At 70.8% G+C, this 25,671-nt stretch carries 24 protein-coding genes; 5 read left to right on the forward strand and 19 right to left on the reverse strand.

The features are described 5' to 3' along the window. Nucleotides 1–136 precede the first annotated feature (136 nt). Complete coding sequence (gene mnmA, locus BGO45_RS01965) at nt 137–1,234, reverse strand: tRNA 2-thiouridine(34) synthase MnmA (protein ID WP_292690415.1); 1,098 nt, start codon at nt 1,232–1,234, stop codon at nt 137–139. Between the two features lie 9 nt (nt 1,235–1,243). After that, nucleotides 1,244–2,428, reverse strand: a complete 1,185-nt coding sequence (locus tag BGO45_RS01970; RefSeq protein WP_292690417.1) for a cysteine desulfurase family protein — start codon at nt 2,426–2,428, stop codon at nt 1,244–1,246. A 45-nt stretch (nt 2,429–2,473) separates the two neighbouring features. Between BGO45_RS01970 and glgX the strand changes: the two genes are divergently transcribed. The 3 genes from glgX to glgB all read left to right on the forward strand — a co-directional run bounded on the left by glgX (nt 2,474) and on the right by glgB (nt 8,868). After that, nucleotides 2,474–4,564: a glycogen debranching protein GlgX gene (gene glgX / locus BGO45_RS01975; protein WP_292690420.1), complete on the forward strand. Its 2,091-nt coding sequence runs from the start codon at nt 2,474–2,476 to the stop codon at nt 4,562–4,564. 201 nt (nt 4,565–4,765) lie between these two features. Further along, entirely contained in the window at nt 4,766–6,733 is a 1,968-nt protein-coding gene (locus BGO45_RS01980) for an alpha-1,4-glucan--maltose-1-phosphate maltosyltransferase (protein WP_292692816.1), read from the forward strand. Further along, nucleotides 6,730–8,868: a 1,4-alpha-glucan branching protein GlgB gene (gene glgB, locus BGO45_RS01985; RefSeq protein WP_292690423.1), complete on the forward strand. Its 2,139-nt coding sequence runs from the start codon at nt 6,730–6,732 to the stop codon at nt 8,866–8,868. The genes BGO45_RS01980 and glgB overlap by 4 nt, the downstream gene beginning before the upstream one ends. Before the next feature lie 52 nt (nt 8,869–8,920). Here glgB and BGO45_RS01990 read toward each other — a convergent pair whose 3' ends face one another. Together BGO45_RS01990 and BGO45_RS01995 are read right to left on the reverse strand one after the other, a co-directional pair. After that, entirely contained in the window at nt 8,921–9,868 is a 948-nt protein-coding gene (locus BGO45_RS01990) for a tetratricopeptide repeat protein (RefSeq protein ID WP_292690425.1), read from the reverse strand. Beyond that, nucleotides 9,865–11,667 (reverse strand): glycosyl transferase, encoded by a 1,803-nt coding sequence (locus BGO45_RS01995; protein WP_292690427.1) that lies wholly within the window; start codon nt 11,665–11,667, stop codon nt 9,865–9,867. The genes BGO45_RS01990 and BGO45_RS01995 overlap by 4 nt, the downstream gene beginning before the upstream one ends. 173 nt (nt 11,668–11,840) lie before the next feature. On the opposite strand from BGO45_RS01995, the gene BGO45_RS02000 reads away from it, so the two are divergent. Next, nucleotides 11,841–12,914 (forward strand): AI-2E family transporter, encoded by a 1,074-nt coding sequence (locus BGO45_RS02000; RefSeq protein WP_292690430.1) that lies wholly within the window; start codon nt 11,841–11,843, stop codon nt 12,912–12,914. A gap of 3 nt (nt 12,915–12,917) precedes the next feature. Here BGO45_RS02000 and BGO45_RS02005 read toward each other — a convergent pair whose 3' ends face one another. The 9 genes from BGO45_RS02005 to rpsB form a co-directional block, all read right to left on the reverse strand. Further along, the gene (locus BGO45_RS02005; protein WP_292690433.1) at nt 12,918–13,640 is read right to left on the reverse strand and encodes an alpha/beta hydrolase; all 723 of its coding nucleotides are present in this window, start codon (nt 13,638–13,640) and stop codon (nt 12,918–12,920) included. Then, complete coding sequence (locus BGO45_RS02010) at nt 13,640–13,927, reverse strand: hypothetical protein (RefSeq protein WP_076490284.1); 288 nt, start codon at nt 13,925–13,927, stop codon at nt 13,640–13,642. The genes BGO45_RS02005 and BGO45_RS02010 overlap by 1 nt, the downstream gene beginning before the upstream one ends. A 7-nt stretch (nt 13,928–13,934) precedes the next feature. After that, nucleotides 13,935–14,645, reverse strand: coding sequence for a transglycosylase SLT domain-containing protein (locus tag BGO45_RS02015; protein WP_292690437.1), 711 nt, complete (start codon nt 14,643–14,645; stop codon nt 13,935–13,937). Between the two features lie 47 nt (nt 14,646–14,692). After that, the gene (locus tag BGO45_RS02020) at nt 14,693–15,259 is read right to left on the reverse strand and encodes a DivIVA domain-containing protein (protein WP_292690439.1); all 567 of its coding nucleotides are present in this window, start codon (nt 15,257–15,259) and stop codon (nt 14,693–14,695) included. Beyond that, the gene (locus BGO45_RS02025) at nt 15,256–16,305 is read right to left on the reverse strand and encodes a phosphatidate cytidylyltransferase (protein ID WP_292690441.1); all 1,050 of its coding nucleotides are present in this window, start codon (nt 16,303–16,305) and stop codon (nt 15,256–15,258) included. Before BGO45_RS02025 ends, BGO45_RS02020 begins: the two co-directional genes overlap by 4 nt. Nucleotides 16,306–16,308: 3 nt before the next feature. Then, nucleotides 16,309–16,863 carry a ribosome recycling factor gene (gene frr / locus BGO45_RS02030; protein WP_076490281.1) on the reverse strand — a complete coding sequence of 185 codons (555 nt, stop codon included), beginning with the start codon at nt 16,861–16,863 and terminating at the stop codon, nt 16,309–16,311. Nucleotides 16,864–16,937: 74 nt separating this feature from the next. Next, nucleotides 16,938–17,657: a UMP kinase gene (pyrH, locus tag BGO45_RS02035; RefSeq protein WP_076490280.1), complete on the reverse strand. Its 720-nt coding sequence runs from the start codon at nt 17,655–17,657 to the stop codon at nt 16,938–16,940. Between the two features lie 115 nt (nt 17,658–17,772). Beyond that, the gene (gene tsf, locus BGO45_RS02040; protein WP_292690444.1) at nt 17,773–18,600 is read right to left on the reverse strand and encodes a translation elongation factor Ts; all 828 of its coding nucleotides are present in this window, start codon (nt 18,598–18,600) and stop codon (nt 17,773–17,775) included. Between the two features lie 132 nt (nt 18,601–18,732). Next, a complete protein-coding gene (gene rpsB / locus BGO45_RS02045; protein ID WP_076490278.1) occupies nt 18,733–19,638 on the reverse strand; it encodes a 30S ribosomal protein S2 in 906 nt (301 codons plus the stop codon). Between the two features lie 316 nt (nt 19,639–19,954). On the opposite strand from rpsB, the gene BGO45_RS02050 reads away from it, so the two are divergent. Then, nucleotides 19,955–20,458 (forward strand): murein hydrolase activator EnvC, encoded by a 504-nt coding sequence (locus BGO45_RS02050; RefSeq protein WP_292690448.1) that lies wholly within the window; start codon nt 19,955–19,957, stop codon nt 20,456–20,458. Nucleotides 20,459–20,491: 33 nt separating this feature from the next. On the opposite strand, the gene BGO45_RS02055 is transcribed toward BGO45_RS02050, so the two are convergent. The 6 genes from BGO45_RS02055 to BGO45_RS02080 form a co-directional block, all read right to left on the reverse strand. Next, complete coding sequence (locus BGO45_RS02055) at nt 20,492–21,109, reverse strand: DUF3060 domain-containing protein (protein WP_292690451.1); 618 nt, start codon at nt 21,107–21,109, stop codon at nt 20,492–20,494. A gap of 59 nt (nt 21,110–21,168) precedes the next feature. Continuing rightward, the gene (locus tag BGO45_RS02060; RefSeq protein WP_292690453.1) at nt 21,169–22,071 is read right to left on the reverse strand and encodes a tyrosine recombinase XerC; all 903 of its coding nucleotides are present in this window, start codon (nt 22,069–22,071) and stop codon (nt 21,169–21,171) included. Between the two features lie 94 nt (nt 22,072–22,165). Next, a complete protein-coding gene (dprA, locus tag BGO45_RS02065) occupies nt 22,166–23,323 on the reverse strand; it encodes a DNA-processing protein DprA (RefSeq protein WP_292690456.1) in 1,158 nt (385 codons plus the stop codon). Beyond that, nucleotides 23,320–24,843, reverse strand: a complete 1,524-nt coding sequence (locus tag BGO45_RS02070) for a YifB family Mg chelatase-like AAA ATPase (protein WP_292690460.1) — start codon at nt 24,841–24,843, stop codon at nt 23,320–23,322. The genes dprA and BGO45_RS02070 overlap by 4 nt, the downstream gene beginning before the upstream one ends. Next, nucleotides 24,840–25,202 (reverse strand): YraN family protein, encoded by a 363-nt coding sequence (locus tag BGO45_RS02075; protein ID WP_076490273.1) that lies wholly within the window; start codon nt 25,200–25,202, stop codon nt 24,840–24,842. The genes BGO45_RS02070 and BGO45_RS02075 overlap by 4 nt, the downstream gene beginning before the upstream one ends. Nucleotides 25,203–25,295: 93 nt before the next feature. Continuing rightward, complete coding sequence (locus tag BGO45_RS02080; RefSeq protein ID WP_022878868.1) at nt 25,296–25,619, reverse strand: DUF2469 family protein; 324 nt, start codon at nt 25,617–25,619, stop codon at nt 25,296–25,298. Nucleotides 25,620–25,671 lie beyond the last annotated feature (52 nt).

Consider the following 25,671-nt stretch of genomic DNA (forward strand, 5'->3'; position numbering starts at 1 on the left):
TCCCCCGCGGGGTTGCGACGGCGCGCGCCCTGACGGGAGGAGATCACGCGAGGGGAGGACGGATGCCGGGGCCCCGGTCCTCCCCAGCCCGAATCCCCTCCGCTCCGCGACGCCGAAGGCGGCGACGGCGAGCGGCTCAGGCCTCGATGGGAACGGCCGACACCGTGCGCGCGATCGTGAACTGGCCGATCACGCGCGTCCCGTCGTAGAGCACCGCCGTCTGCCCGGGGGCGACACCGTCGAAGGGGTCGTCGGGGCGCACGGTGAGCACGCCGTCCGCGAGCGTCGCGATCGCGGGCACCGGCTCGGCGTGCGCGCGGATCTGGGCGTGGCAGGCGAAGGTCGTGTCCGCCGGCGCGCGCCCGGCCCACGTGAAGCGGTCGCCCGAGATCTCGGCGCACGCGAGCGCTTCCTTGGGTCCCACGACCACGGTGTTGTTCACAGGCCGCACCTCCAGCACGAAGCGCGGCTTGCCGTCGGACGCGGGCACGCCGAGCTGCAGTCCGCGTCGCTGGCCGACGGTGAAGGCGTGGGCGCCCTCGTGCCGTCCCACGACCGCGCCGGACCGATCGAGGATGTCGCCGGTCTCGGCACCGACGCGCTCGGCGAGCCAGCCGCGCGTGTCACCGTCGGGGATGAAACAGATGTCGTGGCTGTCGGGCTTCTGCGCGACCGACAGCCCGCGCTCTTCGGCCTCGGCACGGACGACGGCCTTGGACGGCGTGGAGCCCAGCGGGAAGTAGGTGTGCGCGAGCTGCGCCTCGGTCAGCACGCCCAGGACGTACGACTGGTCTTTCGCGGCGTCCGAGGCCCGGTGCAGCTCGCGCCCGTCGGGCGTGTCGATCAGCGTGGCGTAGTGGCCGGTGCACACGGCGTCGAAGCCGAGCTCGATGGCGCGCTCGAGGAGGGCGGCGAACTTGATCTTCTCGTTGCAGCGCATGCAGGGGTTGGGGGTGCGACCGGCGCGGTACTCGGACACGAAGTCCTCGATGACGTCGTCGCGGAACCGCTCCGAGAAATCCCACACGTAGAACGGGATGCCGAGCTTGTCCGCGGCGCGTCGCGCGTCCATGGCGTCCTCAATCGTGCAGCAGCCGCGGCTTCCGGCACGGAGCGTTCCGCCCGCGCGCGACAGGGCCAGGTGCACGCCGACCACGTCGTGCCCCGCCTCGACCGCGCGCGCCGCCGCCACGGCGGAGTCGACGCCACCGCTCATCGCCGCCAGAACTCGCATCGTCCCAGTCTACGAACCACCCGCTGAACGGGCGCCGGATGCCACGGCCCGCTCGTACGCGGACGGCAGGGCCGCCAGCACGGCATCCACGTCGTCGTCGGTGGAGGTGCGTCCGAGCGTCATCCGCAGGACCGAGCGCGCGGCGCGGTCGTCGAGTCCGAGGGCGAGCACGACGTGGGACGGTTCCGCCACCCCCGCCTGGCACGCCGAGCCGGTGGACACCGAGATCCCCGCCATGTCGAGCAGGAACAGCAGCGTCTCCCCCGCCGCCCCGGGGAAGAGCACGTGCGCGTTGCCGGGGAGCCGGTCGTCGGGGTCGCCGAGCAGACGCGCAGTCGGGACCGCCGCGAGGATGCCGCGCACGAGACGTCGGCGCAGCCCTTCGAGCCGCGCGGCCTCGCGTTCGCGCTCGGCCTCGGCCGCGACCGCGGCGGCGGCGAACGCGGCGGCCCCGGCCGCGTCCTGCGTGCCGGCGCGCAGGCCCCGCTGCTGACCGCCCCCGTGCTGCAGCGCCGTGAGGCGGGCGTGTCGTGAGATCACCGCCGCGCCGACGCCGACGGGACCGCCGACCTTGTGCGCCGAAACGGACAGCGCGACCAGACCGCCGGGATCGTTCCCGGATCCGCGCCAACCCGCGAAGTCGACCGTGATCTGGCCGAGCGCCGACACCGCGTCCAGGTGCAGCGGCACACCGGCGTCGGCGGCCGCGCGGGCGAGGCCCGCGGCGTCCTGCAGGGTTCCGACCTCGTTGTTGGCCACGAGCGCCGTCGCCAGGGCGGCGTCCGGGAGCGCGGAGACGAAGTCGGCGACGGGGATGCGACCGAGCGGGTCCACCCCCACCGGACGGACACGGGCGTGCTCCGCCCGCGCCAGCCAGGCCACGGTGTCGAGCGTCGCGTGGTGCTCGCCGTCGGGCAGGACCACCGTGTCGGCCGAATCCTCCCGCGACCACCACAGACCTTTGAGCGCGAGATTGATCGCCTCGGTGCCGCCGGACGTGAGCACGACCTCGATGGGCTGGCATCCGAGGACCTCCGCCACCCGCTCGCGCGCGTCTTCGAGCAGTCGCCGCGCCGCCTGCCCCGCGCCGTGGATGGACGACGGATTGCCCAGCACCTCGTGGGCGGCCAGCCACGCGTCGCGTGCCTCCGGTCGCAGCGGGGTGGTCGCGGCGTGGTCGAGATAGACCGACATGCACCCTCCCGCTTCGCGTCCGTGTCCTTCACTACCCTAGGACGCATGGTCCCACCCGAAGCGGCCCTGTCGCCCCGCCCTGCGCTCCTCGCTCCGTCTCTCGACGACCTCGGCGTGCGGCTCGGCGCCGACGGCGGGACACTGCGGGTCTGGTCCGGCAACGCCGACAGCATGCACCTGGTCGTTTTCGACGACGTCGACCTCGACTGGGCCGTCGAGACCGTCCCGATGACCGCCGTCGGGGGCGGGGTGTTCGAGGCCACGAGCCCGCTGCTGCGCCCCGGGGCGCGCTACGCCGTGCGGGCCGGGGGCCCGCACGGGCCCGGCAACACCTTCAACCCCGAGACGCTGCTCCTCGACCCCTACGCGCGCGGTCTGGTGTCGGGTGGCTACGGCGACTGGCGCGGTGTCGTCGTGGACGGCGGGTTCGACTGGGGCGGGGTGGCCAAGCCCCGCGTTCCGATGGATCGGACCGTCATCTACGAGGGGCACGTGAAGGGCCTCAGCAAGCGGCATCCACTCGTGCCTCCCGCGCTGCACGGCACCTACGCGGGACTGGCGCACCCCGCGATGATCGACCACTTCCTGTCCCTCGGCATCACGAGCGTCGAGTTGCTCCCGGTGCACGCGTTCGCGACCGAGCCGCGCCTGCTGCAGCTGGGGCTCACGAACTACTGGGGCTACAACTCCCTGAACTTCTTCTCGCCGCACGCCGCCTACGCCACCGCGGCGAGCCGCGCCGAGGGCCCGGAGGCGGTGCTGCGCGAGTTCAAGGGCATGGTGCGGCTGCTGCACGAGGCGGGCCTGGAGGTCCTCCTCGACGTCGTGTACAACCACACCGCGGAGGAGGGCCTCGGCGGACCGCGGACGAGCCTCCGCGGTCTCGACAACCGCGGCTACTACCGGCAGACCGACGAGGGCGCCTACATCGACGAGACCGGATGCGGGAACGCCGTGAACACGTCGACGGATGCCGCGGCCCGGCTCGTCCTGGACTCGCTGCGCTACTGGGCCGACGACGTGCAGATCGACGGCTTCCGGTTCGACCTCGCCGTCACCCTGGGCCGCGACGAGAACCATTCGTTCGATCCGGATCATCCGCTGCTGCGCGCGATCCGCGACGACGAGGTGCTGGCGGGGACCAAGCTCATCGCGGAGCCGTGGGACGTCGGCATGGGCGGCTGGCAGACCGGCAACTTCGGCGAAGGCTGGCACGAGTGGAACGACCGGTATCGCGACCGCGTGCGCAACTTCTGGTTGAGCGACGTCGACTATGCCCGACGTGCGAGCACGGCGCCCGTGGGGATCGGAGGCTTCGCGACGCGGCTGGCAGGGTCGTCGAACACGTTCTCCGAAGAGCGCGGACCGCTCGCGAGCGTCAACTTCGTCACGGCCCACGACGGCTTCACGCTGCGGGACCTCGTCTCGTACGACGTCAAGCACAACCTCGGGAACGGCGAGCAGAACCGTGACGGGGCCGACACGAACCGCTCGTACAACCATGGCGCGGAAGGCAAGACCGACGATGCGCGCATCCTCGCCACCCGTCGCAAGGCGATGCGCAACCTCCTCGGCACGCTGCTGCTGTCGGCGGGCGTGCCGATGATCACCGCGGGCGACGAGATGGGGCGCACGCAGCGCGGCAACAACAACGCGTACTGCCACGACTCGCCGCTGACGTGGCTGTCGTGGGACCTCGCCCCCTGGCAGCAGGAGCTCTTCGCGCACACGCAACGCCTCTTGGCCCTGCGCCGGGAGAACCCCGCCCTGCGCCCGGTGCGTTTCGCCCGCCTCGGCGAGCGGATCCCCTCCGCGTCGCTCATGGACTGGTTCGACGAGCACGGCGAGACGATGTCCAGCGACCGGTGGACCGATCCCTCCCACCGCACGCTGCAGTACCTCGCGACGTCGACACCCGAGAACGAAGAGCTCAATCGCATCCTGCTCGTCGTGCACGGCAACGAGAGCCCCGTCGAGGTGACTCTGCCGGTCCTGGCCGAGGACGTGCAGTACGTCTCCCTGTGGTCGAGCGCCGATGAGGCGCCCGCGGAGGACACTCCGCGCCTCGCGCCGGGCGAGGTCGTGCCGTTCGTCGGCACGTCGATGCGGCTGTTCCGCGTGGAGTCCGTGGACTGAGTCGCCCACGACGGACGGGATCGGTCTGTCAAGACCCGGGGCAAGGCCTGGGGGAACGTCGTCGGCCCACGGTAGGTTCGGACCGTGGCCACCACGACGACGACCCCCACGCCCGCTCACCACTGGCGCAGCGCCGCCTCGATCCCCGTCCGCCCCCTCAAACCGACACCCGCGAAGGGCGTGGTGACGCCGCGCATCCCGCTGGCGCTCCCCCATCCGCATGTGCCGGGGGGCCGTTTCCGTCCCTCGGCCTACGTCGGTGAGGCGGTGCCGTTCACCGTCACCGCGTTCCGCGAGGGGCACGACCGCATCGGTGTCCACGTCCGGCTCTTCTCCCCGTCAGGGGACGAATCGCTGCACCGGCTGTCGCCGCTGAACGACGGGTTCGACCGTTGGTCCACCCTCATCGCCCCGCTCGAGCAGGGGGTGTGGCGGTTCCGTTTCGAGGCCTTCGCCGACGAGTTCGCCACCTGGGAGCACGCCGCCGAGGTGAAGATCGCGGCCGGCGTCGACTCCGCGCTCATGCGCGAGATGGGGGCCCAGCTGTTCGATCGGGCCCGGGGCGAGAAGAAGCGTCCCGGCAGCGACAAAGACCTGCTCTACACCGCGGCCCGCACGCTGCGCGACCCCGATACGCACGACGACATCGCGCTGCAGGTCGTGCGCGACCCCGCGATCGCCGAGCTCTTCGCGCTGCGGCCGGTCATGGCGCTGGCATCGGCGGGTAAGGATGCCGAGCTGCTGGTCGAGCGCGAACGCGCCGGCGTGGGCGCATGGTACGAGTTCTTCCCGCGTTCCGAGGGTGCGACCCGCGCCGAGGACGGCTCCGTGATCAGCGGCACCTTCCGCACGGCCGTGGATCGCCTGCCCGGCGTCGCCGCGATGGGATTCGACGTCCTCTACCTCCCGCCGATCCATCCGATCGGTGAGCAGAACCGCAAGGGGCCCAACAACACTCTCGTGACGTCCCCCGGCGATCCGGGCTCCCCCTGGGCGATCGGTGGTCCGGCCGGCGGGCACGATGCCGTCCACCCCGACCTCGGCACGCTGGAGGACTTCCGCGCCTTCGTCGACGCCGCGCGCGACAACGGCATCGAGGTCGCCCTCGACCTCGCGCTGCAGGCGTCGCCGGATCACCCGTGGGTCGCCGAGCACCCCGAGTGGTTCACGACCCTCCCCGACGGTTCGATCGCGTACGCCGAGAACCCGCCGAAGAAGTACCAGGACATCTACCCCGTCAACTTCGACAAGGACCCGGATGGCATCCGCGCCGAGGTCCTGCGTATCGTGCGGCACTGGATCGCCCAGGGCGTGCGCATCTTCCGCGTCGACAACCCCCACACCAAGCCGCTGCAGTTCTGGGAGTGGCTGATCGCCACAGTGAGCGCCGAAGAGCCCGATGCGGTGTTCCTCGCCGAGGCGTTCACCCGACCCGCGCCGCTGCAGGGACTCGCGATGGCCGGCTTCCAACAGAGCTACACGTACTTCACGTGGCGGAACACCAAGGAGGAGCTCGAGGAGTTCTTCGACGGCTTGGCGCACGAGACAGCCGATTTCCTGCGACCCAACCTCTTCGTGAACACCCCCGACATCCTCACCGAGTACCTGCAGTTCGGTGGGCGACCGGCGTACAAGATCCGTGCCGCGCTGGCGGCGACCGCCGCGCCGACCTACGGCGTCTACGCGGGCTACGAGCTGTACGAGAACGTCGCGCGGCCGGGCTCCGAAGAGAACATCGACAACGAGAAGTACGAGTACAAGTTCCGTGACTGGGCCGGCGCCGAGTCCGCGGGCGATTCCCTCGCTCCGTATCTGCGGCGCCTCAACGGCATCCGTCGCGACCACCCGGCCCTGCGCCAGTTGCGCAACCTCCACGTCCAGTGGAGCGATGACGACGCGATCCTCGTCTATGCGAAGCACCTCGACGCGGCCCTGTCGCCCACGGGTGTGTCCGACACCGTCGTCGTCGTCGCGAACGTCGACCCGCACTCGACGCGCGAGACGACGGTGCACCTCGACACGACCCTCTGGGGCGTCGAACCCGGCACCCCGTACGAGGTCGAAGACCTCATCACCGGTGCGGTCTGGACCTGGGCCGATCACAACTTCGTGCGCCTGGACGCATTCGACGAACCCGTGCACATCCTGCACGTGAAGGAGTCACGATGACCGCTCTCCCTCCCGAACTCCTGGATGCCGTGGCCCACGGCGCCCACCACGATCCGCACAGCATCCTCGGCGCGCACGAGACGGCGGACGGCTGGGTGATCCGCACCCGTCGGCCGCTGGCGCGCGAGGTCGTGGCCGAGCTCGCGGACGGGGCGATCGTGGAACTCTCGCACTCGCGCGCGGGGATCTGGGAAGGTGTGCACACCGATGCGCCCGGTGCGTATCGCGTGCGCGCCACCTACGACGACGGCACGGACCACGTCGCGGACGATCCCTACCGGCATCTTCCCGCGGTCGGGGAGCTCGACCTCCACCTCATCTCGGAGGGGCGCCACGAGGAGCTGTGGCGCGTGCTCGGCGCGCACGTCCGGGAGCTGGACGGTTCGAGCGGCACGGCGTTCACGGTGTGGGCACCCGATGCCCGCGCGGTTCGTGTGATCGGCGACTTCAACGGGTGGGACGGCACCGGCAGCGCGCTGCGCTCGATGGGGGGCAGCGGCGTCTGGGAGCTCTTCGTCCCCGAGGTCGGTGTCGGCGCCCGCTACAAGTTCGAGATCCTCACGCGTTCGGGTGCGTGGATCCAGAAGGCCGACCCGATGGCGCGGCTCGCCGAGGTCCCGCCCGCGACGGCGTCGGTCGTGACGGCATCCACTTACCGATGGGCCGACGACGCGTGGCTCACGGAGCGGTCGCGGACGGCTCCCATCGACCGGCCCATGTCGATCTACGAGCTCCACCTCGGCTCGTGGCGCCCGGGGCTGTCGTACCGCGACGCCGCCGACGCGATCATCGACTACGTCGGCGCTCAGGGCTTCACGCACGTGGAGTTCCTGCCTCTCGCCGAGCATCCGTTCGGCGGATCGTGGGGATACCAGGTCTCGGGTTACTACGCCCCGACGAGCCGGTTCGGCGATCCCGACGACCTCCGCTACCTGATCGACCGCCTGCACCAGGCCGGTCTCGGCGTGATCATGGACTGGGTCCCCGGGCACTTCCCCAAGGACGAGTTCGCCCTCGCCCGGTTCGACGGCGAGCCGCTCTACGAGCACCCCGACCCGCGGCGCGGCGAGCACAAGGACTGGGGAACGCTGATCTTCGACTACGGCCGCAACGAGGTGCGCAACTTCCTCGTCGCGAACGCGCTGTACTGGTTCGAGGAGTTCCACGTCGACGGGCTCCGTGTGGATGCCGTGGCCTCCATGCTCTACCTGGACTACTCGCGCAACGATGGCGAGTGGGCACCGAACCAGTTCGGCGGACGGGAGAACCTCGAGGCCATCCGGTTCCTCCAGGAGGTCAACGCCACCGCGTACAAGAGGTACCCCGGCATCGCGATGATCGCCGAGGAATCGACGAGCTTCCCCGGCGTCACGGCGCCCACGGCGCACGCCGGGCTCGGCTTCGGTTTCAAGTGGAACATGGGCTGGATGAACGACTCGCTCCAGTACATCTCCCGCGACCCGATGTACCGCTCGCACCACGAGGGCGAGCTGTCGTTCTCGTTCGTCTACGCGTTCAGCGAGAACTTCATCCTGCCCATCAGTCACGACGAGGTCGTCCACGGGAAGGGGAGTCTCTTCGGCCGGATGCCGGGCGACCACTGGCAGAAGCTCGCCAACATGCGCGCGTTCCTGGCGTACATGTGGGGACACCCGGGTAAGCAACTCCTGTTCATGGGGCAGGAGTTCGGCCAGATGTCCGAGTGGTCGGAATCGCGGTCCCTCGACTGGTGGATGCTGGACCAACCCTCGCACGCGCAGTTGCACGCGTTCGTCGCCGAGCTCAACAGCGTCTACAAGGATCAGGCGGCCCTGTGGTCCCGCGATCACGATGGTGCCGCGTTCTCGCGACTGGGCGCGCCCGCCTGGAACCCGAACGTGCTCGCGTTCGCGCGCCGCGACCACCACGGCAACACCGTGGCCGTGGTGTGCAACTTCTCGGGCGTTCCGCTGGGCGACTTCCCCCTCGACCTGCCCGAGGCGGGCACGTGGACCGAGGTGCTCAACAGCGACGCCGAGGCGTTCGGCGGATCGGGCCAGGGCAACCTCGGCTCGGTCACCACCGACGCCCGCGGCAGTGCCGTGCTGACCCTCCCCCCGCTCGGCGTCCTCTGGCTGCACCACCGCGCCGGCTGAGCCCGCGAACGAGGAACGGCCCCGTCCGAAGACGGGGCCGTTCCTCATGGGATCAGAAGAGCAGGGATGCCAGTCGCGAACGCGCGCGGATGACGCGGGCGTCCTCGTCGCCGATGAGCCCGAAGAGCTCCAGGAGGCGCTCGCGTACGGGCGCGCGCTCGTCGGCGGGCAGCGCCGCGAAGAGGTCGAGCAGACGCGCGAAGGCGTCGTCGACGTGGCCTCCGGCGATGTCGAGGTCGGCAACGACGAACTGCGCCTCGATGTCCGTGGGGGCCGCAGCGGCCGCGGCGCGGGCCGCCTGCAGATCGACACCCTGGACTCGGTCGAGAAGACGCACCTGGCCGAGACCGGCGCGGGCGTCGGCGTCGCGGGGGTTCTCGGCGAGGGCCTGTTCGTATGCCGAGATGGCGCGAGGGTAGTCGCCCTCTTCGATGGCGGCGAACGCTTCGGCGTGCAGGGGCGGCAGGGGCTGCTCCTCCGGCTCGACGGGACCGGCTTCGGCGCCGTCGACCGGCACGGTGCCGGTCACGCCGTGCTGTGCCGCGAGTTGCAGGAGCTGGCCGAAGACCTCGCGGACCTGCTGCTCGGGTACGGCGCCGGTGAACAGCGGTACGGGCTGTCCGGCGACGAGCGCCACGACCATCGGGATCGACTGCGCGCGGAAGCCCTGCGCCAGCTGCGGGTTGGCGTCGACGTCGACCTTCGCGAGCACGACCTTGCCGGCGAGTTCCGCGACGACCTTCTCGAGGATCGGGCTGAGCTGCTTGCAGGGAGCGCACCACTCGGCCCACAGGTCGACGACCACCGGCACCGTGCGCGACAGCTCGAGGACCTGTCCGAACGAGGCGTCCGTGACGTCGAACACGAGCGACGGAGCCGTACCCGCCGAGGCGGCCGCAGCCGAACCGTCGGTGGGCGCCGCGGGAGGCTGGGGACGGTTGCGCAGCGACGACAGGTCGACGGCGCCGCGGAGGACGGAACCGGGGGTGGGAGTGCTCACGGAGACACCTTCGCTTCGAGGAGGCTGGAACGGTAGCCCAGCAGTCGGATCTTGTCGCTGGAACCCTGACTGGGCACGTAGAAGAAGATCTGGTCGGTGTAGGTCGTGGTGAACCCGGTCGCCGACTGGTCGACGCCGGTGAGGGCCTTCACCGCGGGGTTGTTGTCGAGCTTGATCACGGCATCCTTGTTGGTCGGCTTCGCCGTGTCGCTCTCGTAGACGTTGACCGCGACGATCGCGCCCGTGTCGAGCGTGGCGAGGGCGATCGGCTCGGCCGCGCCCGCGGTCGCCGAGAAGCTGATCTCCGCCGTGCCCTGACCGGTCTGGTTGAGCTCGTCGGTGCGGTTCTTCTTGTTCTCTTCGATCGCGGGGAGCAGCAGGTCGTTGGCCGTGTCGAACGCGGCCCACGACGTGCTGTTCTGCCCGTTGTTGATGAGGTCGGCGTAGGCCGTCGCCACCTGGTCGGGCTGCATCACCAGGAACGAGGAGTCCGGCGGGACCTGCGTCGCGCCGACGTAGGGGGCGGCGAGCTCGGGGAGATTGGTGGATGCCTCGAGGTTCCCGATGTACGACACGCGGTACTGCGACCACGGGTCGGCCTGCGTCATCATCATGATCGAGGTCGTCGGTGACGTGGCATCCGCGGACTCGACCACCGTCATCACCGTGCGCGGCCACGTGCCCGTCGTCTGCGGGAGGGTGATCTGCACGGGTTCGGCGGGGATGGCCGGAAGCGCGGGGCGATCGGGCAGCGCCGCGCGCAGGGTGTAGTTGGTCTTCCGCTCGGCCAGCGCCGGACCGGTCAGTCGTGTCTCGGCGGCCGTCGCGTCGAGAGCCGAGTCCGCCTGGGCCACCGTCGTCGCGATCCGCGACACGATCTTCGCGGCTTGATTCTCGGTGACCGCGGGCGGGAACTGCCCCTCGGGGACGATCACCGTCGGCGTCGGGCTCGGGCTGTCGCTCGCGACGAACTGCGGCCAGGCGTCGGCGGAGCACCCGGCGAAGAGCGCTGCCGAGATCCCCAGGGCGGGCACCGCGATCAGGGCCCGTCGCCCGGGTCCGAGCGCACCGCGACCACGACGCGACGGGGAGGAGCTGATGACGCCCTTGTCGGCCGCGTCGGCGTCGGCGATCGAGATCGGCTCGGTGACGGGCAGCGGCAGCCCCTTGCGTCGCGGACGGCGCGAGCGGCGCACATGACGGATGCCGAGCAGGTACAGCACGATCCCGGCCAGGAGAGCGACAGCTCCCCCGGCGATCAGCGGACCGGCCCAGGGGGTGGAGTTGTCGATCGGCCAGGTCACCGAGATGTCGGAGGGAGCGGGGGCCGTGCCGTCACTGGCGACGAGCACGCTCATGTCGGCCGGGAGCTGCAGGGTCGTGCTGAGCGACCCCGTCTGCTGATACTCGTCGAGCCACAGGTCCGACCCCACGGGCGTGCGCGCGGTGGTCGTCTCGGCTGCCGGTGCGGAGACCGACGCCGGCACGACCGCCGTCTGCACGGCATTCTCCTGGCCGAGGGTGACCGCGGTGTACGGGACGTCGGCGAGCCACGCCTGCATGTCGGACGTTCTCCCGTACGAGACGAACACCTCACCGTCTCCGGCGACGCGGAGCGCCTGAGCACCGGGGAGGCTGCCGAGGACAGAGCCGTCGATCAGGGTGTAGGCCGTCGACCCGTCGGTCTGGATCGATTCCGTCGCCTCCGAAGGTCCCTGGAAGACGGTGCGCTGGGCGATGCCCGCGCCGATCATGGCGGCGGCGATGACGAACGCCACCACGGCCCAGACGAATCTCACGCTACACACCATCCCCACCGGCGACTCGGGCGGCCACCGAAGAATCGACGTTTCAGACTAGCCGAGCCCGGCTGAAAGTTCGCGGCGAGGTGCGGCGGTCCCGACGAAGCGCCCCCGCTCAGTATCCTTTCGACACGGGCATGCTCGCCCGGCGGAGGCAGGAGTCGATCAGGATGAAGATCCACAATCCTTTCCGGGTCGCGATCCTCGCGACCCTCGGCGTCGGCGTCGGGCTCCTGGTGATCGTGAGCATCCAGAACCTCTCGACGATCCTCCTGTACGTGGGGACGGCGCTGTTCCTCTCTCTGGGTCTGGACCCGGTGGTCTCGTTCCTCGAGCGGCGGGGACTGCCGCGCTGGGCAGCGGTCCTCCTGACGATCCTCGGGGTCCTCGGCGTCTTCGCCGGCATCATCTTCATGGTCGTCCCGATCATCGTGAGTCAGATCACGCAGTTGATCGCACAGATCGAGGGTCTGCTGCAGCCGGGCAAGTGGAACGAGATCGTCACCGGCGTCGAGGACTGGGCCACCGCGAACTTCCCCTGGCTGCGTCTGGACGAAGTGTGGGCGGGCATCCAGCACTGGTTCTCGACGCTGGACGTCGGGTCCATCTCGACCATGGTGGGCAACAGCCTGCTCACCATCGGCGGCGCGGTCGCCGCCGGCCTCGGCGGCGCGTTCATCGTCCTCATCCTGACGATCTACTTCACGGCCTCCACGCCGTCGCTGAAGTCCGCGGTCTACCAGCTCGTCCCGGCATCCAAGCGTGCCCGCTTCATCGAGTTGTCCGAGAAGATCACCGACTCCGTCGGCTACTACGTCATGGGGCAGGTCAGCCTCGGCGTGATCAACGGCATCCTGAGCGCGATCTTCCTCTCGATCATCGGTGCGCCCTTCCCCGCGGTGCTCGCCGTGATCGCGTTCTTCTTCTCGCTCATCCCGCTGGTCGGAACGCTCACCGGATCGACGATCATCGTGCTGACCTGCCTCATCCCCGGCCTCGGCTCGCCTACGACGGCGGTCATCGCCGCGATCTACTACCTGATCTACATGCAGATCGAGGCGTACGTGATCTCACCGCGCATCATGAACCGCGCCGTGTCCGTGCCCGGGTCGGTCGTGGTCATCTCCGCGCTGGCCGGTGGCGCGTTGCTGAACCTGCTGGGTGCGCTGATCGCGATCCCCGTCGCCGCGAGCATCCTCATCATCTACCGCGAGGTCATCATCCCGCGCCAGAACGAGCGCTGAGCCTCAGCCGGCGACGGGACCGTCCCACTCCACCGGCAGCGGCAGGGCGTCGGGATTCACCGCCGCGACGATCTCGGTGAGCACACGACGCGTCTGCGTCTCACCGACCCACAGGTGCTTGCCGCCCTCGACCGCGATGAGGTGCGCGTGGGGAACGGACGCGAAACGCTCCCGTGCCTCGTCGGGGCGCAGGTAGTCGTCGAACTCCGGTACCAGGACGACCATGCGGCGATCGTCGCCCGCCCAGGCGGCGACCTCGTCCGCCGTCGCTCGGTGCAACGGCGGTGAGAGCAGGATGACGCCTTCGATGTCGTGGTCGCGGCCGTACTTCAGCGCGAGCTCCGTCCCGAACGACCAACCGACCAGCCACGGGCGCGGGAGGCCGCGCTCGCGCACGAAGTCCATCGCCGCCGCCACGTCGAACACCTCCGACGCACCCCCGTCGAACGTCCCCCCACTCGTCCCCCGCGGTGACGTGGTGCCGCGGGTGTTGAAGCGGAGGACCGCGAGATCGGCGAGCGCCGGCAGCCGCGCCGCCGCCTTGCGCAGGATGTGGGAGTCCATGAATCCACCCGCCGTCGGGAGCGGGTGCAGCGTCACCAGGGTGGCCACGGGATCGCGCCCCTCGGGGAGCGCCAGCTCGCCGACCAGAGTCAGATCGTCGACGGTGGTCAGCTCGACATCCTCGCGGCGGGCGGGGAGCAGCACGGGTCCGCGTATCTCCATCAGGCGATCCTCCAACAGGGCGTGTGCCAGTGGCGACGAGCGGCGAGATCCGCCGAGTCGCCCAGGACTCCATCGGCGCGCCACACCACGACGTGGGCGACACCCACCTCGACGGTGCGCCCGCATCCGGGGCAGACGTAGGTCTTCTGCGCCTGCGGCGCCGAGATCGGTTGGACGGTCCACTCGACACCGCGCTTGACCTCGACGCGCTTCCAGCCGGCGATCAGCCGATCGAGCGAGACGTCGGCGCGGTCGCTGGACGGACGCCGCTTCCGGGAACGGGGCACGCTCCCGTCACCACCAGTGGTTGCTGGTCCAGAACGCGTATGCGCCGGCCCAGCTGCCGTACCGGCCGACGGCGTAGCCGGTGGCCCACCGCAGGTTGTCGACCGGGTCGTATCCGTTGCCGGGCACCTTGCTGCACGGCAACGCCTGCACCAGTCCGCAGGCGCCGGACGAGCGGTTCGTCGCGTTCGGGTTCCAGCCGCTCTCGCGGCTGACGATGTAGTCGACGTAGCCCATGTCGTCGCCGGAGATTCCCGCGGCGGCCATCCACTCGGCCGGTGCGCCCCCGCCGGTGTAGAACAGCGGACCGGCACTGCTCGAGGCGTTCGACCCGGAGGAAGACGATTCTTTCGTGGGCGTCGGGGTCGGGGTGGGCTTGGGCGTGACGTAGACGTTGTAACTCGACCGGTCGAGGGTCGGCGTCTGCTTCTCTCCCCCGGTGGAGACCTGCTGCGCGTCGTCGAGCCCTTCGGCGTACAGCGTCACCGTGCGCGGCTCTTCGGCCTGGGCGCGGAGCATCGCGCCGCCCATCGGACCGACGTAGGCGCCGGTGAAGGCGAGGGCGGCGCAGGCGGCGAACACCGCGACGACACCGCGACGGCGGGACCAGTGCGGCCCGCGGCGGCCGGACGGAGCCGGATGGACCACGTCCGCCGAAGCGTGGGCGCGTCGGGCCACGCGCCGCGAGGACGCACGCGTGAGATCGGATCCGGAAGTCACAGTGCGTCCGATTCTACCGATCGGTTCGGTCGACGGCTACGCGAGGCTCAGCCGACCGCGAGCATGACCTCGACGACGGCGTCGAGCACCGCGTCGACCTGCGTCTCGCGGTACCCCCCGCGCTGCATGCGGAACGCTACGGAACGGACCTGTTCCGCCGTGATCGCGTCGCCCGTCGCGAGGTAGCGCGCGATGCGGTCGGCGACGATGTCGACCTCGTGGACGCTGTAGCCGTAATGAAGGAAGCCGACCCGGTCGAAGCGCTTTCCGCGCGGTCGTGCAAGGCGGTCCAGGACGACCTGCGCGGTGTCGCGCGTCTCTGCCACCCAGGCGCGAGCGCCGAGACGAGAGAGGGCGTACTCGCGCTCACGGGCGGCGAAGGCGTCCTCGACGCGTCCGAGCGCGGCATCCACCGGTCCGATGGCGTAACCGCCCCGTACGAGCGGGAAGGATGCCGAACGCACCTCGGCGGAGCGGAGGGCGCCGGGCTCGTCCGCCTCGAAGGCTTCCCGCGCCTTCTCGAGGAAGGCGTCGACGGCCCGCTTCTCGTATCCCCGCTTGCGGCGCGGAGCGTCGGGGAACGGGGCCGAGCGGTCGGTGCGGGTATCTGTCATGACGCTCCCAGGGGCGCGAGGAGGTAGTACATCGCCAGCGCTGCCGTGGCGGACGGCAGGATCGAGTCCAGGCGATCGAGCACGCCGCCGTGTCCTGGCAGCCACGAGCTCATGTCCTTGATGCCGAGATCGCGCTTGAGCATGGACTCGCCGAGGTCGCCCACGGTCGCTGTGGCGAGAACCACGGCCCCGAAGATGAGGCCGGTCCACCACGGGATCTGCAGCATGAACACGGCGAGCAGGACTCCCGCCGCGAGGGCGGCGACGCACGCACCGGCGAAACCCTCCCAGGTCTTCTTCGGGCTGATCCTCGGGGCCATCGGATGCCGCCCGCCGCGGCCGAAGGTCAGACCCGAGACGTAGGCGCCGGTGTCGGCCACGACCGCGAGCACCAGGAAGGCCAGGACCCACCACTCCCCACCGTCCTCGGCGAGCAGGATCATCGCCATGCTGGTGAGGAACGGCACGTACATCTGCACGAAGGCCGCGACGAGGACATCGGCGAGGACCTCGGTCCGCGCGCGTCCGTCATGCGCGTGGAGCTGCGCAGTGAGGCGCCAGACGACGACGAAGGCGACGGCCACGAGCGCGGCCACCCAGTGCAGCCACAGACCCGCCAGGAAACCGCTGGCCAGCAAGAGGACGCCCGCCGTCAGCTGCGGGACGACGTCGACGCGGCGCCCCGCCACCTGCAGGGCGCGCGAGAACTCCAGCACCGCCAGCACCATGGCACCGAGCGCGAAGAACGCGAAGAGCCACTTGACGAAGATCAGCGAAGCGACGACGACGACGCCGATGGCCACACCGATGAGGCTGGCCACGATCAGGTCGCGTCCGGTGCGCTGCTTGATGCGTTCGTTGGCCTGGTCGAACTCCGCCCGGGCATGGGCGATGTGCTGCTCGGCATCCGTCCGCATGGCGCGCAACTGCGACTCGATCGCGGTCACCGTCTCACCGGTGTGCGCTGCGCGCCGCGCCGGGTCGCTCCTCCGTCCGGAGGGCGGCTCGGCGGGCGCCGTCACGTCGTCGTCGGGGGCCTGGGGCATGGGTCAGACCTCGAGCAGCTCGGCCTCTTTGCGCTTGAGCGCCTCGTCGATCGCGTCGACATGCGCTCGGGTCACACCGTCGAGCTCCTTCTCGGCGCGGACGAGCTCGTCCTCTCCGACGTCGCTCTTGAGCGCATCGAGGTCGTCCTTGGCCTTACGGCGGAGGTTGCGCACCTGGACCTTCGCGTCCTCGCCCTTGCCGCGCACGATCTTGACGTACTCCTTGCGGCGATCCTCGGTCAGCTCGGGCATCGTGACGCGCACGATGTTGCCGTCGTTCGTCGGGTTGACGCCGAGGTTCGGCATGTCGCGGATCGCCTGCTCGATGGCCTTGAGCGCGGACTTGTCGTAGGGGTTCACCACGAGGGTGCGCGCCTCGGGGTTGTTCAGCGAAGCGAGCTGAGCGAGGGGCGTCGGAGAGCCGTAGTAGTCGACCAGGACCTTCTGGAACATCTGGGGGTTCGCGCGTCCGGTGCGGACGGTCGCGAAGTCCTCCTTCGCGGCCTCCACGGCGCGATCCATGCGCGCTCCGGCATCGGCGAGGACATCGGCGATCACGGTGACTCCATTCGTTGAAACTGGCTTCCCAGTCTAGTCGCGCGCGGGCCCGGCACCCGGGCCCGCGCCGCGCGTCACGAAGTGACGAGCGTACCGATGGTCTCGCCGAGGAGCGCGCGGGTGACGTTGCCCGCGGGCTCCATGCCGAACACCCGCATGTCCATGCCGTTGTCCATGCACAGGCTGAACGCCGTCGAGTCCACGACCTTGAGGCCCTTCTGCAGGGCGTCGTTGTAGGTGAGGTGGTCGAGCTTCGTGGCCGTCGCATCCACGCGGGGATCAGCGGTGTAGACGCCGTCGACGCCGTTCTTGGCGACCAGCACCTCGGACGCGCCGATCTCGAGGGCACGCTGCGCGGCGACGGTGTCGGTGGAGAAGTACGGCAGGCCGGCACCGGCGCCGAAGATGACGACGCGGCCCTTCTCCATGTGCCGCTGCGCGCGACGCGGGATGTAGGGCTCCGCGACCTGCGTCATCGAGATCGCGGACTGCACGCGCGTGGCGGCTCCGGCCTGCTCGAGGAAGTCCTGCAGCGCGAGCGCGTTCATCACGGTGCCGAGCATGCCCATGTAGTCGGCGCGGCCGCGGTCCATGCCGCGCTGGCTGAGCTCCGCGCCGCGGAAGAAGTTGCCACCGCCGACGACGATCGCGATCTCCACGCGATCCACCGCCTCGGCGATCTCTCGGGCGATCTGGCTGACGACGTCGGGGTTGACCCCGAGCTGTCCCCCGCCGAAGGCCTCACCGGACAGTTTGAGCAGAACGCGGCGGCGCCGGGTCGCTTCATCGATCACGTGTCATGTCCTCTCGTCTGGTTCAAACTATCTCCCCCGCGGACGCGACCGATACGCCACGCGCGCAGGGAAAAGGCCCGGGATGCCATGGCATCCCGGGCCTCGTCATCGGTGCTTACGCGCCGACCTTGAAGCGGGCGAAGTCGGTCAGGGTGAGACCGGCGTCGGACGCGACCTTCGCGACGGACAGCTTGTTGTCCTTCGCGTAGTCCTGGTCGAGGAGCGCGACCTGCTTGAAGAACGCGTTCACGCGACCCTCGACGATCTTCGGGAGCGCGGCCTCGGGCTTGCCCTCGTTGCGGGAGATCTCGGTGACGATCTCGCGCTCCTTCTCGACGTCGGCCTCGGGCACGGCGTCACGGGTGAGGTACGACGGGTTGGCGAAGGAGATGTGCTGCGCGATGGAGCGCGCCGTCTCCGCGTCGTCGCCGGTGTAGGCGAGGACGACGCCGACCTGCGGCGGCAGGTCCTTGCTGGTCTTGTGCAGGTAGACCTCGAACTTGTCGCCGCGGATGGTGCGGACGCGACGCAGCTCGACCTTCTCGCCGATGATGGCGGCCTCGTCCGAGATGAGCTGCTCGACGGTCTGACCGCCGGCGTCGGCGGCGAGGGCGGCCTCGACCGAGTCGGCACCGGCGGCGGCGGCCGCGGTGACGACCTTGTCGGCCAGCGCGATGAAGCGGTCGTTCTTCGCCACGAAGTCGGTCTCGCAGGCGAGCTCGAGCAGCGTCACGGCGCCGTCGGACTCGCGGGCGGTGACCAGGCCCTCGCTCGTGGAGCGGTCGGCGCGCTTCGCGTTGCCCTTCGCGCCCTTGAGGCGCAGGATCTCGACGGCCTTCTCGACGTCGCCGTCGGCCTCTTCGAGCGCCTTCTTGGTGTCGACCATGCCGGTGCCGAGCTGCTCGCGCAGGGCCTTGATGTCGGCGATCGTGAAGTTTGCCATGGTGTGGCGTCTCCTTGTCGTTGTGCGTTCTGATGTGAGACCGGCGGGGCCGTGCGCACCCCGAGGGATGCGGTCACGACCCCGCCGGATCGTAGCCTGTGCGGGTGACGCCGCGGTGTCGCGGCGGCGCGCTTACTTGCTGTCGGTGGCCTCGGCCTCGGCGACCTCAGCGGTCTCCTCGCCCGAAGCGGCGGCGACGGCCTCGTCGTGAGCCTCGGCGCCGGCGGCGTCGTCAGCGGACTCGGTCGCCGCCTCGACGGCCTCGGCACCGGTCTCGGCGGGGGTCTCGAGCAGCTCGCGCTCCCACTCGGCGAGGGGCTCGGCGGCCTCGTCCTCACCGGCGGGCTGGTGACGCTGGATCAGACCCTCGGCGGCGGCGTCGGCGATGATGCGCGTGAGCAGGCTCACCGAACGGATCGCGTCGTCGTTGCCGGGGATCGGGTACTGGAACTCGTCGGGGTCGGCGTTGGTGTCGAGGATGCCGATCACGGGGATGCCGAGCTTCTTGGCCTCGTCGATGGCGAGGTGCTCGCGCTTGGCGTCGACGACCCAGATCGCGGAGGGCGTCTTCTGCAGGTTGCGGATACCGCCCAGCGACTTGTGCAGCTTGTCGAGCTCGCGCTTCTTGAGCAGCAGCTCCTTCTTGGTGAAGCCACTCTCGGCCGGGTTCTCGTAGTCGAGCTCCTCGAGCTCCTTCATGCGAGCGAGGCGCTTGGAGACGGTCGAGAAGTTGGTGAGGAGGCCACCGAGCCAGCGCTGGTTGACGTAGGGCTGGCCGACGCGCGTCGCCTGCTCGGCGAGGACTTCCTGCGCCTGCTTCTTGGTGCCGACGAAGAGGATGGTGCCGCCGTGCGCGACGGTCTCCTTGACGAACTCGTACGCCTTGTCGATGTACGACAGCGACTGCTGGAGGTCGATGATGTGGATGCCGGAGCGCTCGGTCAGGATGAAGCGCTTGACCTTCGGGTTCCACCGGCGGGTCTGGTGTCCGAAGTGAACGCCGCTGTCGAGCAGCTGGCGGATGGTGACGACGGCCATGGTCGTACTCCTGTTCTGCGGCGCTCTCACGCCGTGGTTGTGGTTGTTCCGCGCCGGTCGATCGACCGGCGAGCCTGGTGCCCGGCGCACACCCGCCTTCCGCCGGAGCGGAGGACCATGGGGTGTGGATGCCGCGCGGTGCGCTGATCCGAGGACCAGTGCGGTGCGCTGTGGGCACGCGGAGTCATCCCGATACACGGGATGCGGTCTCCAGCATACAGGACGGCTCCTCCCCACGCCGTCCGGTACGCGCTTCCCCCACTGAACGTGCGATGCCGCACACGGCCCCGTCGTCCCGGCGGGCACGCTCGTCGCCATGAGGAGTCGTTTCGTCGCCGGTCTCTCCCTGCTGATCACGGTCGCCGTGGCCCTGGCACCCGCCCCGACCGCGATCGCCGCCGGAGCCGACCCGCTCGCGGGGCGTGACTGGCTGTGGCCTGTCACCGTCGTGCACGTCATGCGTCCGTTCGTGGCTCCGGCGAGCCCGTACGCCCCCGGGCACCGCGGCCTCGATCTCGGCGATGTCGAGCGCGTGCGCTCTCCCGCCGACGGGCGGGTCGCGTTCGCGGGCGCCGTCGCGGGGCGCCCCGTCGTCACCATCGACCACGGAGACGGACTCGTCACCACCTTCGAGCCGGTCACGACCGAACTCGACGCGGGGGCGGGCGTCGCCCGCGGCGACCCGGTCGGCGATGTCGCGCTCGGTGGGCACGTCGACGCGGGTGCGCTGCACTTCGGCGTGCGATGGAACGGCGAGTACGTCAACCCGCTGCGGCTCCTGGGCGGGGTACCGCGCGCGATCCTCCTGCCGTGCTGCTGAGCCGCGGTCGCTCCTGACCGACGGCGGAGGGTGTCAGCCGACGCTGTTGCCGCGCCCGTCGATGGTGCTGTCGCCGATGCCCCCGCGGGCGGTGATCACACTGTCCTGCCCACGGACGATGAGCGACCCGAGCGACCCTTCGACGGCGACCGCCGCACGATCGCCGCTGAGGTCGAGGCGACCGAGGGCGCCCGCGACGGTGAGCGACGTGTCGTTCCCCTGCACGGTGGCGTCGTCGACCGCCGCGGCCGTGACGCGGACGCGATCCCCCGACATCGTGAGAGCGCCGATCGTGGCGGTGCTCGCGTCGACGGTGAGCGCCGACCCCGAGACGGAGAGCTGCGCGCACGTCCCCTCGACGCGGACCGATCGCTCGGAGCCGTTCACCGTCGCGGAGCCTCCCTCGCCGCACGCGGTGACCGATGCGTCCCCCGGCGCGACGGATGCGATCGCCCCCGGGGCAGGACTCGTGAGCGATTCGTCGATCGGCGTGCCGCTCGAAGTCGGGCTCGCGCTCGGGACGGCGGATGCCCCGGATGCCGGGGGCAGACGGGTCACCACCGGTTGCGGCGCGAGGCCGCAGCCGACGAGCAGCGTCAGGGAGAGGACGACCCCTCCCGTCGCCCAGACGGGTCGAGCACGGTGCACCACGCCTCCACGCTACGACCGCGGGCGGTCCCGCGCCACGACGATGTGCGGCGTGTGCGCCGCTACGCGCGTGGGTGCGCGAGTCGGTAGGCCTCGCGCAGGCGTTCGCCGGACACGTGCGTGTAGATCTGGGTGGTGCCGAGGCTGGCGTGTCCGAGGATCTCCTGCACCGATCGCAGATCGGCGCCGCCGTCGAGAAGATGCGTCGCGGCCGAGTGGCGGAGCGCGTGCGGGCCGAGTGTCTCCGCGCCCACCGCCGGCGCGACGACCCGTGACACCAGCGCGTGCACGGCGCGAGGACCGAGTCGACCGCCCCGGGCTCCGACGAAGACGGCGGCGTCGGGGTCGTCCGCGCGCGCCCGCAGCACGGGGCGTGCCCGCACGAGGTAGGCCTCGAGGGCGTGGGCGGCCGGTGAGCCGTAGGGCACGACACGCTCTTTGTCGCCCTTGCCGCGCAGGCGCAGCGTGCGGCGCTCGTGGTCGACGTCGTCGACGTCGAGTCCGCAGATCTCCGACACGCGTGCGCCGGTGCCGTACAGCAGCTCGAGGAGCGCGTGGTCGCGCAGGGCCACCGGATCGCCCGCCTGCGTGGCCGCCTCCGCCTCCGACAGCAGCGCCTCCAGCGCGGATGCGGTGGCGACGGTGGGGAGCGTACGCCCACGTTTGGGCGCGACGAGACGCTGCGACGGGTCGACGTCGATGACGCCCTCCTCGCGGGCCCACGCCAGGAATCCCTTCACGGTCGAGGTGCGGCGCGCGGCCGTGGCCTTGCTGAGACCGGCCGCGGTGGCATCCCACTGCCATTCTCGGAGGGTCTCGATGTCGAGTTCGCGGACGTCGGGATCGCCGGAGGCCCGCGCGAGGTCGGCGAGGTCGGAGCGGTAGGCGCGCACCGTCGCCGGCGAGAGCCGCCGCACGCTGCCGAGGTGGGACAGGTACCCCTCGACCGCCTCCGAAATGCGCATGCGACAAGACTGCCTCCGACGCCCGCCGACCGCACTCGCGACGCGCGCGGGCCGCCCGAGTCGTCCTGTCGAGGCGAGGCGAACTCACCGCTCCTCACCTCTCGGGGACCGCGGATCGCCAGAGGCCGTCTTCTTCGCGGCGCACGTGTCCCTCGAGTTCGGCGAACCCCAGGAGGGTCCGGGTCTCTGACTCCGACAACCCCGCGCGCCGTGCGATCTCGCCGACACCGCGACCGATGCGCGGGGAGAGCGCGTCCCGCAATCGGCTGGAGTCGTCGGTGCGACCGGCCGCTCTCGGGGGCGACTCCCCCGCCGCACCGAGCATTTCCCGGACATCCGCCGCGGACGTCACGCAGACACCGTCGAATTCGCGGAGGACCCGGTGACTGCCCGCGGAGGCGGCGCTCGTCACGGGGCCGGGCACGGCACCGAGCGCACGCCCGAGCTGGGCGGCGTGGGCCGCGGTGTTGAGGGAACCGCTGCGATGGCCCGCCTCCACGACGACGACGGCATCCGCGAGCGACGCGATCAGCCGGTTGCGCGCCAGGAACCGCCACTTGGTCGGAGCCGCACCGCACGGCGTCTCGCTCACGACGGAACCGGATGCGGAGATGCGCGCCAGCAGACCCTCGTGTCCCCGCGGATAGGCCCGGTCCACGCCACCCGCGAGGAAGGCGATCGTCCGCCCGCCGCCGGAGAGCGCCGCCCGGTGGGCAGCACCGTCGATGCCGTACGCGGCTCCGGACACGATGGTCACCCCCGCGTCGGAGAGGTCGGCCGCCAAATCGGCGGCGACGGCCTCGCCATAGGGCGTCGCCGCGCGCGCACCGACGATCGCCACGGTCGGGGCGTCGCACAGCCGCCCCGGGTCACCTCGCACCCACAGGGCGTGCGGGGCGTGGACGGCGAGGTCGTCCAGCCGTACCGGCCACCGGGGATCCGCGGGGCCGACGAGCGTCGCCCCCGCCCGTCGGCCGGCGTCCAGCGCCTGACGCACCGCGCCGACATCCGCCCGTGGACGCCATCGCGCCCGGGCCGGGCTCCACTCGTCATCGTGATCGGCCAGCGCGAGCCGGAGTGCAGCCGCCGCGCCGAATCGGGAGATCAGGTCGCCCGCTGTTCCGTCGCCCGGCTCGGTGAGGACCGTCCACCACACCCGCGCGTAGGCGTCGACCATGTCGACGTCCGTCGGAACTCCCAGCCCTGCGAGCGCCGCGCCGGCCGCATCCGGACTCAGGTCGGGGATCTTCACGCGACACTCCCCTGCCGGAGGAACAGCGCGCGCCCCACGTCGTCCGGGTGGAGTCGATCGCGTCCGGCGATGTCGGCGACGGTCCAGGCGACGCGGAGGAGGCGGTCGTAGCCGCGCAGAGTGAGCGAGCCGCGACGGAGCGCGATGTCGAGCGGCCGCAGGACGTCGGCGTCGGGAGCTGCCGCGCCCCGCAACCACGTGCCCGGAACATCGGCGTTCCGACGCCACGGCGTCGCGGCCCAGCGCGCGGCCGCGCGATCGCGGGCACGGATGACCGTCTCGCGCGCCGCGGCAGTGGTGACGGCCGGGACAGCGTTCTCACGTCGGGCATTCGAGACCCGCTGCAGCCGCAGGTCGAGGTCGATGCGGTCGAGCAGCGGGCCCGAGAGACGTCGCGTGTAGCGCCGGATGGCCTGCGGGGCGCACTCGCAGACTCCGCCCGGGACGCCGTACTGCCCGCACGGACACGGGTTCGTCGCGATCACCAGTTGGAACCGCGCCGGGAAGGTCGCCGACACCCCGGACCGGTGCACCTGTATGACCCCGCTCTCCAACGGCTGCCGCAACGCGTCGAGCACCGATGCCGGGAACTCGCCCCCTTCGTCGAGGAACAGCACCCCCTCGCTGGCCCGGGCGATCGCCCCCGGACGCACGACGCCCGAGCCTCCCCCGATCAACGCCGCGGCGCTCGCACCGTGATGCGGGCTCTCGAAGGGCGGTGTTCGGCTCAGACGCGTGACGACCTCGCCCGAGAGGGAGCGTACGGATGCGACCGAGAGCGCGGCGTCGTCGTCCAGCTCGGGCAGGATGCCGGGAAGTCGGCGGGCCAGCATGGTCTTCCCAGCACCGGGAGGCCCGCTCATCAGGAGATGGTGCCCGCCGGCGGCGGCCACGATCAGAGCGTCCACTGCATCCGATTGTCCGAGGATGTCCGCGAGGTCGAGTGACTCCTCGCGCGCCGGCGGAGGATCCTCGGCCAGGACCGGCGGAAGGTCCGGCGCCTCGCTCGCACCGCCGTGCCAGCGCACGACCTCCGCCAGGCACGTCGCGGCACGCACCTCGATCCCCTCGACGAGCCCGGCCTCGGCGGCGTTGGCAGCGGGCACGACCACGCGCGACCGCCCCGCGCGGTGCGCCGCGAGCACCGACGGCAGCACTCCGGGGACCGGCCGCAGACGGCCGTCGAGGCCGAGCTCTCCGATGTGCACGGTGTCGGCGACGCGGGCGGCATCCATCATCCCCGTCGTCGCGAGGGCCGCGACGGCGATCGCGACGTCGAACGCCGAGCCCCGTTTCGGGAGGCTCGCCGGAGACAGGTTGACGGTCAATCGCCGCTTCGGGAGTTCGAGGCCGCGATTGGTGCAGGCGTTCCGCACCCGGCGTCCGGCCTCCCCCAGTGCTTTGTCGGGCAGCCCGATGATCGCGAACTCGGGTGTCTGGGGCGACAGATCGGCTTCGACCTCAACGAGATCACCGCGTACCCCGGTCAGTGCCACCGCCCACGTGCGTGCGACGGTCACAGCGCGTCCTCGAGGTGCTCGAGGCGGGCGGTGCGCGGATCGGAGCCGATGAGGGCGATCGCGTCGATACGCAGGCTCCGCCCCCGCGCCTCGTCGGGATGCACCGCGATCCAGGCCATGGCCAGACGCCACAGCCGACCGGCCTTGCGCCGATCGATCGCCTCGAACGGATGGCCGAAGGCCTCACTCGTGCGGCTCTTCACCTCGACCACGACGAGGGTGCCCGCCGTCTCGGCGATGATGTCGAGTTCGCCCTGCGGACACCGCCAGTTGCGGTCGAGGATACGGAAACCGTTCGCGGCCAGGTGGCGGGCGGCCCGTTCTTCACCGGCTCGCCCGAAGTCGTCTTTCGCTGCCATGCCCGAGAGCGTGGCATCCGGTCATCAGGCTCCGACGGGCCGGATCCGGGATCCGGGGACGGATCGGAAACAGGGGCGTCTGGGGAGGAACCGTCAGCTGTCGAGCGAGAGCTCTTCGGGCAGCTGGAAGTCGCGGCGCGAGAGTTCCTCGACGTTCACGTCCTTGAACGTCAGCACGCGCACCGACTTCACGAAGCGGTCGGCGCGGTAGATGTCCCAGACCCACACGTCGGTCATCGAGATCTCGAAGTAGAAATCGTGCTCGGTGTCGCGGCGGACGACGTTCACGTCGTTGGCGAGATAGAACCGGCGTTCGGTCTCGATCACGTACTGGAACTGCGAGACCACGTCGCGGTACTCGCGGTACAGGGCCAGCTCGAGTTCGCGGTCGTAGTCCTCGAAGACGTCGTCATCCATGGTTCTCCCATCCTAGGCGCGTTGCGCAGCGGCGCCGACCGTGCGACGGCGC

Source organism: Microbacterium sp. 71-36 (assembly GCF_001898305.1).
In the GTDB taxonomy this organism is placed as follows: domain Bacteria; phylum Actinomycetota; class Actinomycetes; order Actinomycetales; family Microbacteriaceae; genus Microbacterium.

Excerpts from the sequence above, each read along its gene's own strand:
- mnmA (WP_292690415.1), bottom strand. The coding sequence starts at position 1,234 with ATGCGAGTTCTGGCGGCGATGAGCGGTGGCGTCGACTCCGCCGTGGCG.
- BGO45_RS01970 (WP_292690417.1), bottom strand. The coding sequence starts at position 2,428 with ATGTCGGTCTATCTCGACCACGCCGCGACCACCCCGCTGCGACCGGAG.
- glgX (WP_292690420.1), top strand. The coding sequence starts at position 2,474 with ATGGTCCCACCCGAAGCGGCCCTGTCGCCCCGCCCTGCGCTCCTCGCT.
- glgB (WP_292690423.1), top strand. The coding sequence starts at position 6,730 with ATGACCGCTCTCCCTCCCGAACTCCTGGATGCCGTGGCCCACGGCGCC.
- BGO45_RS02000 (WP_292690430.1), top strand. The coding sequence starts at position 11,841 with ATGAAGATCCACAATCCTTTCCGGGTCGCGATCCTCGCGACCCTCGGC.
- BGO45_RS02005 (WP_292690433.1), bottom strand. The coding sequence starts at position 13,640 with ATGGAGATACGCGGACCCGTGCTGCTCCCCGCCCGCCGCGAGGATGTC.
- BGO45_RS02020 (WP_292690439.1), bottom strand. The coding sequence starts at position 15,259 with ATGACAGATACCCGCACCGACCGCTCGGCCCCGTTCCCCGACGCTCCG.
- BGO45_RS02025 (WP_292690441.1), bottom strand. The coding sequence starts at position 16,305 with ATGCCCCAGGCCCCCGACGACGACGTGACGGCGCCCGCCGAGCCGCCC.
- tsf (WP_292690444.1), bottom strand. The coding sequence starts at position 18,600 with ATGGCAAACTTCACGATCGCCGACATCAAGGCCCTGCGCGAGCAGCTC.
- rpsB (WP_076490278.1), bottom strand. The coding sequence starts at position 19,638 with ATGGCCGTCGTCACCATCCGCCAGCTGCTCGACAGCGGCGTTCACTTC.
- BGO45_RS02050 (WP_292690448.1), top strand. The coding sequence starts at position 19,955 with ATGAGGAGTCGTTTCGTCGCCGGTCTCTCCCTGCTGATCACGGTCGCC.
- BGO45_RS02060 (WP_292690453.1), bottom strand. The coding sequence starts at position 22,071 with ATGCGCATTTCGGAGGCGGTCGAGGGGTACCTGTCCCACCTCGGCAGC.
- BGO45_RS02075 (WP_076490273.1), bottom strand. The coding sequence starts at position 25,202 with ATGGCAGCGAAAGACGACTTCGGGCGAGCCGGTGAAGAACGGGCCGCC.
- BGO45_RS02080 (WP_022878868.1), bottom strand. The coding sequence starts at position 25,619 with ATGGATGACGACGTCTTCGAGGACTACGACCGCGAACTCGAGCTGGCC.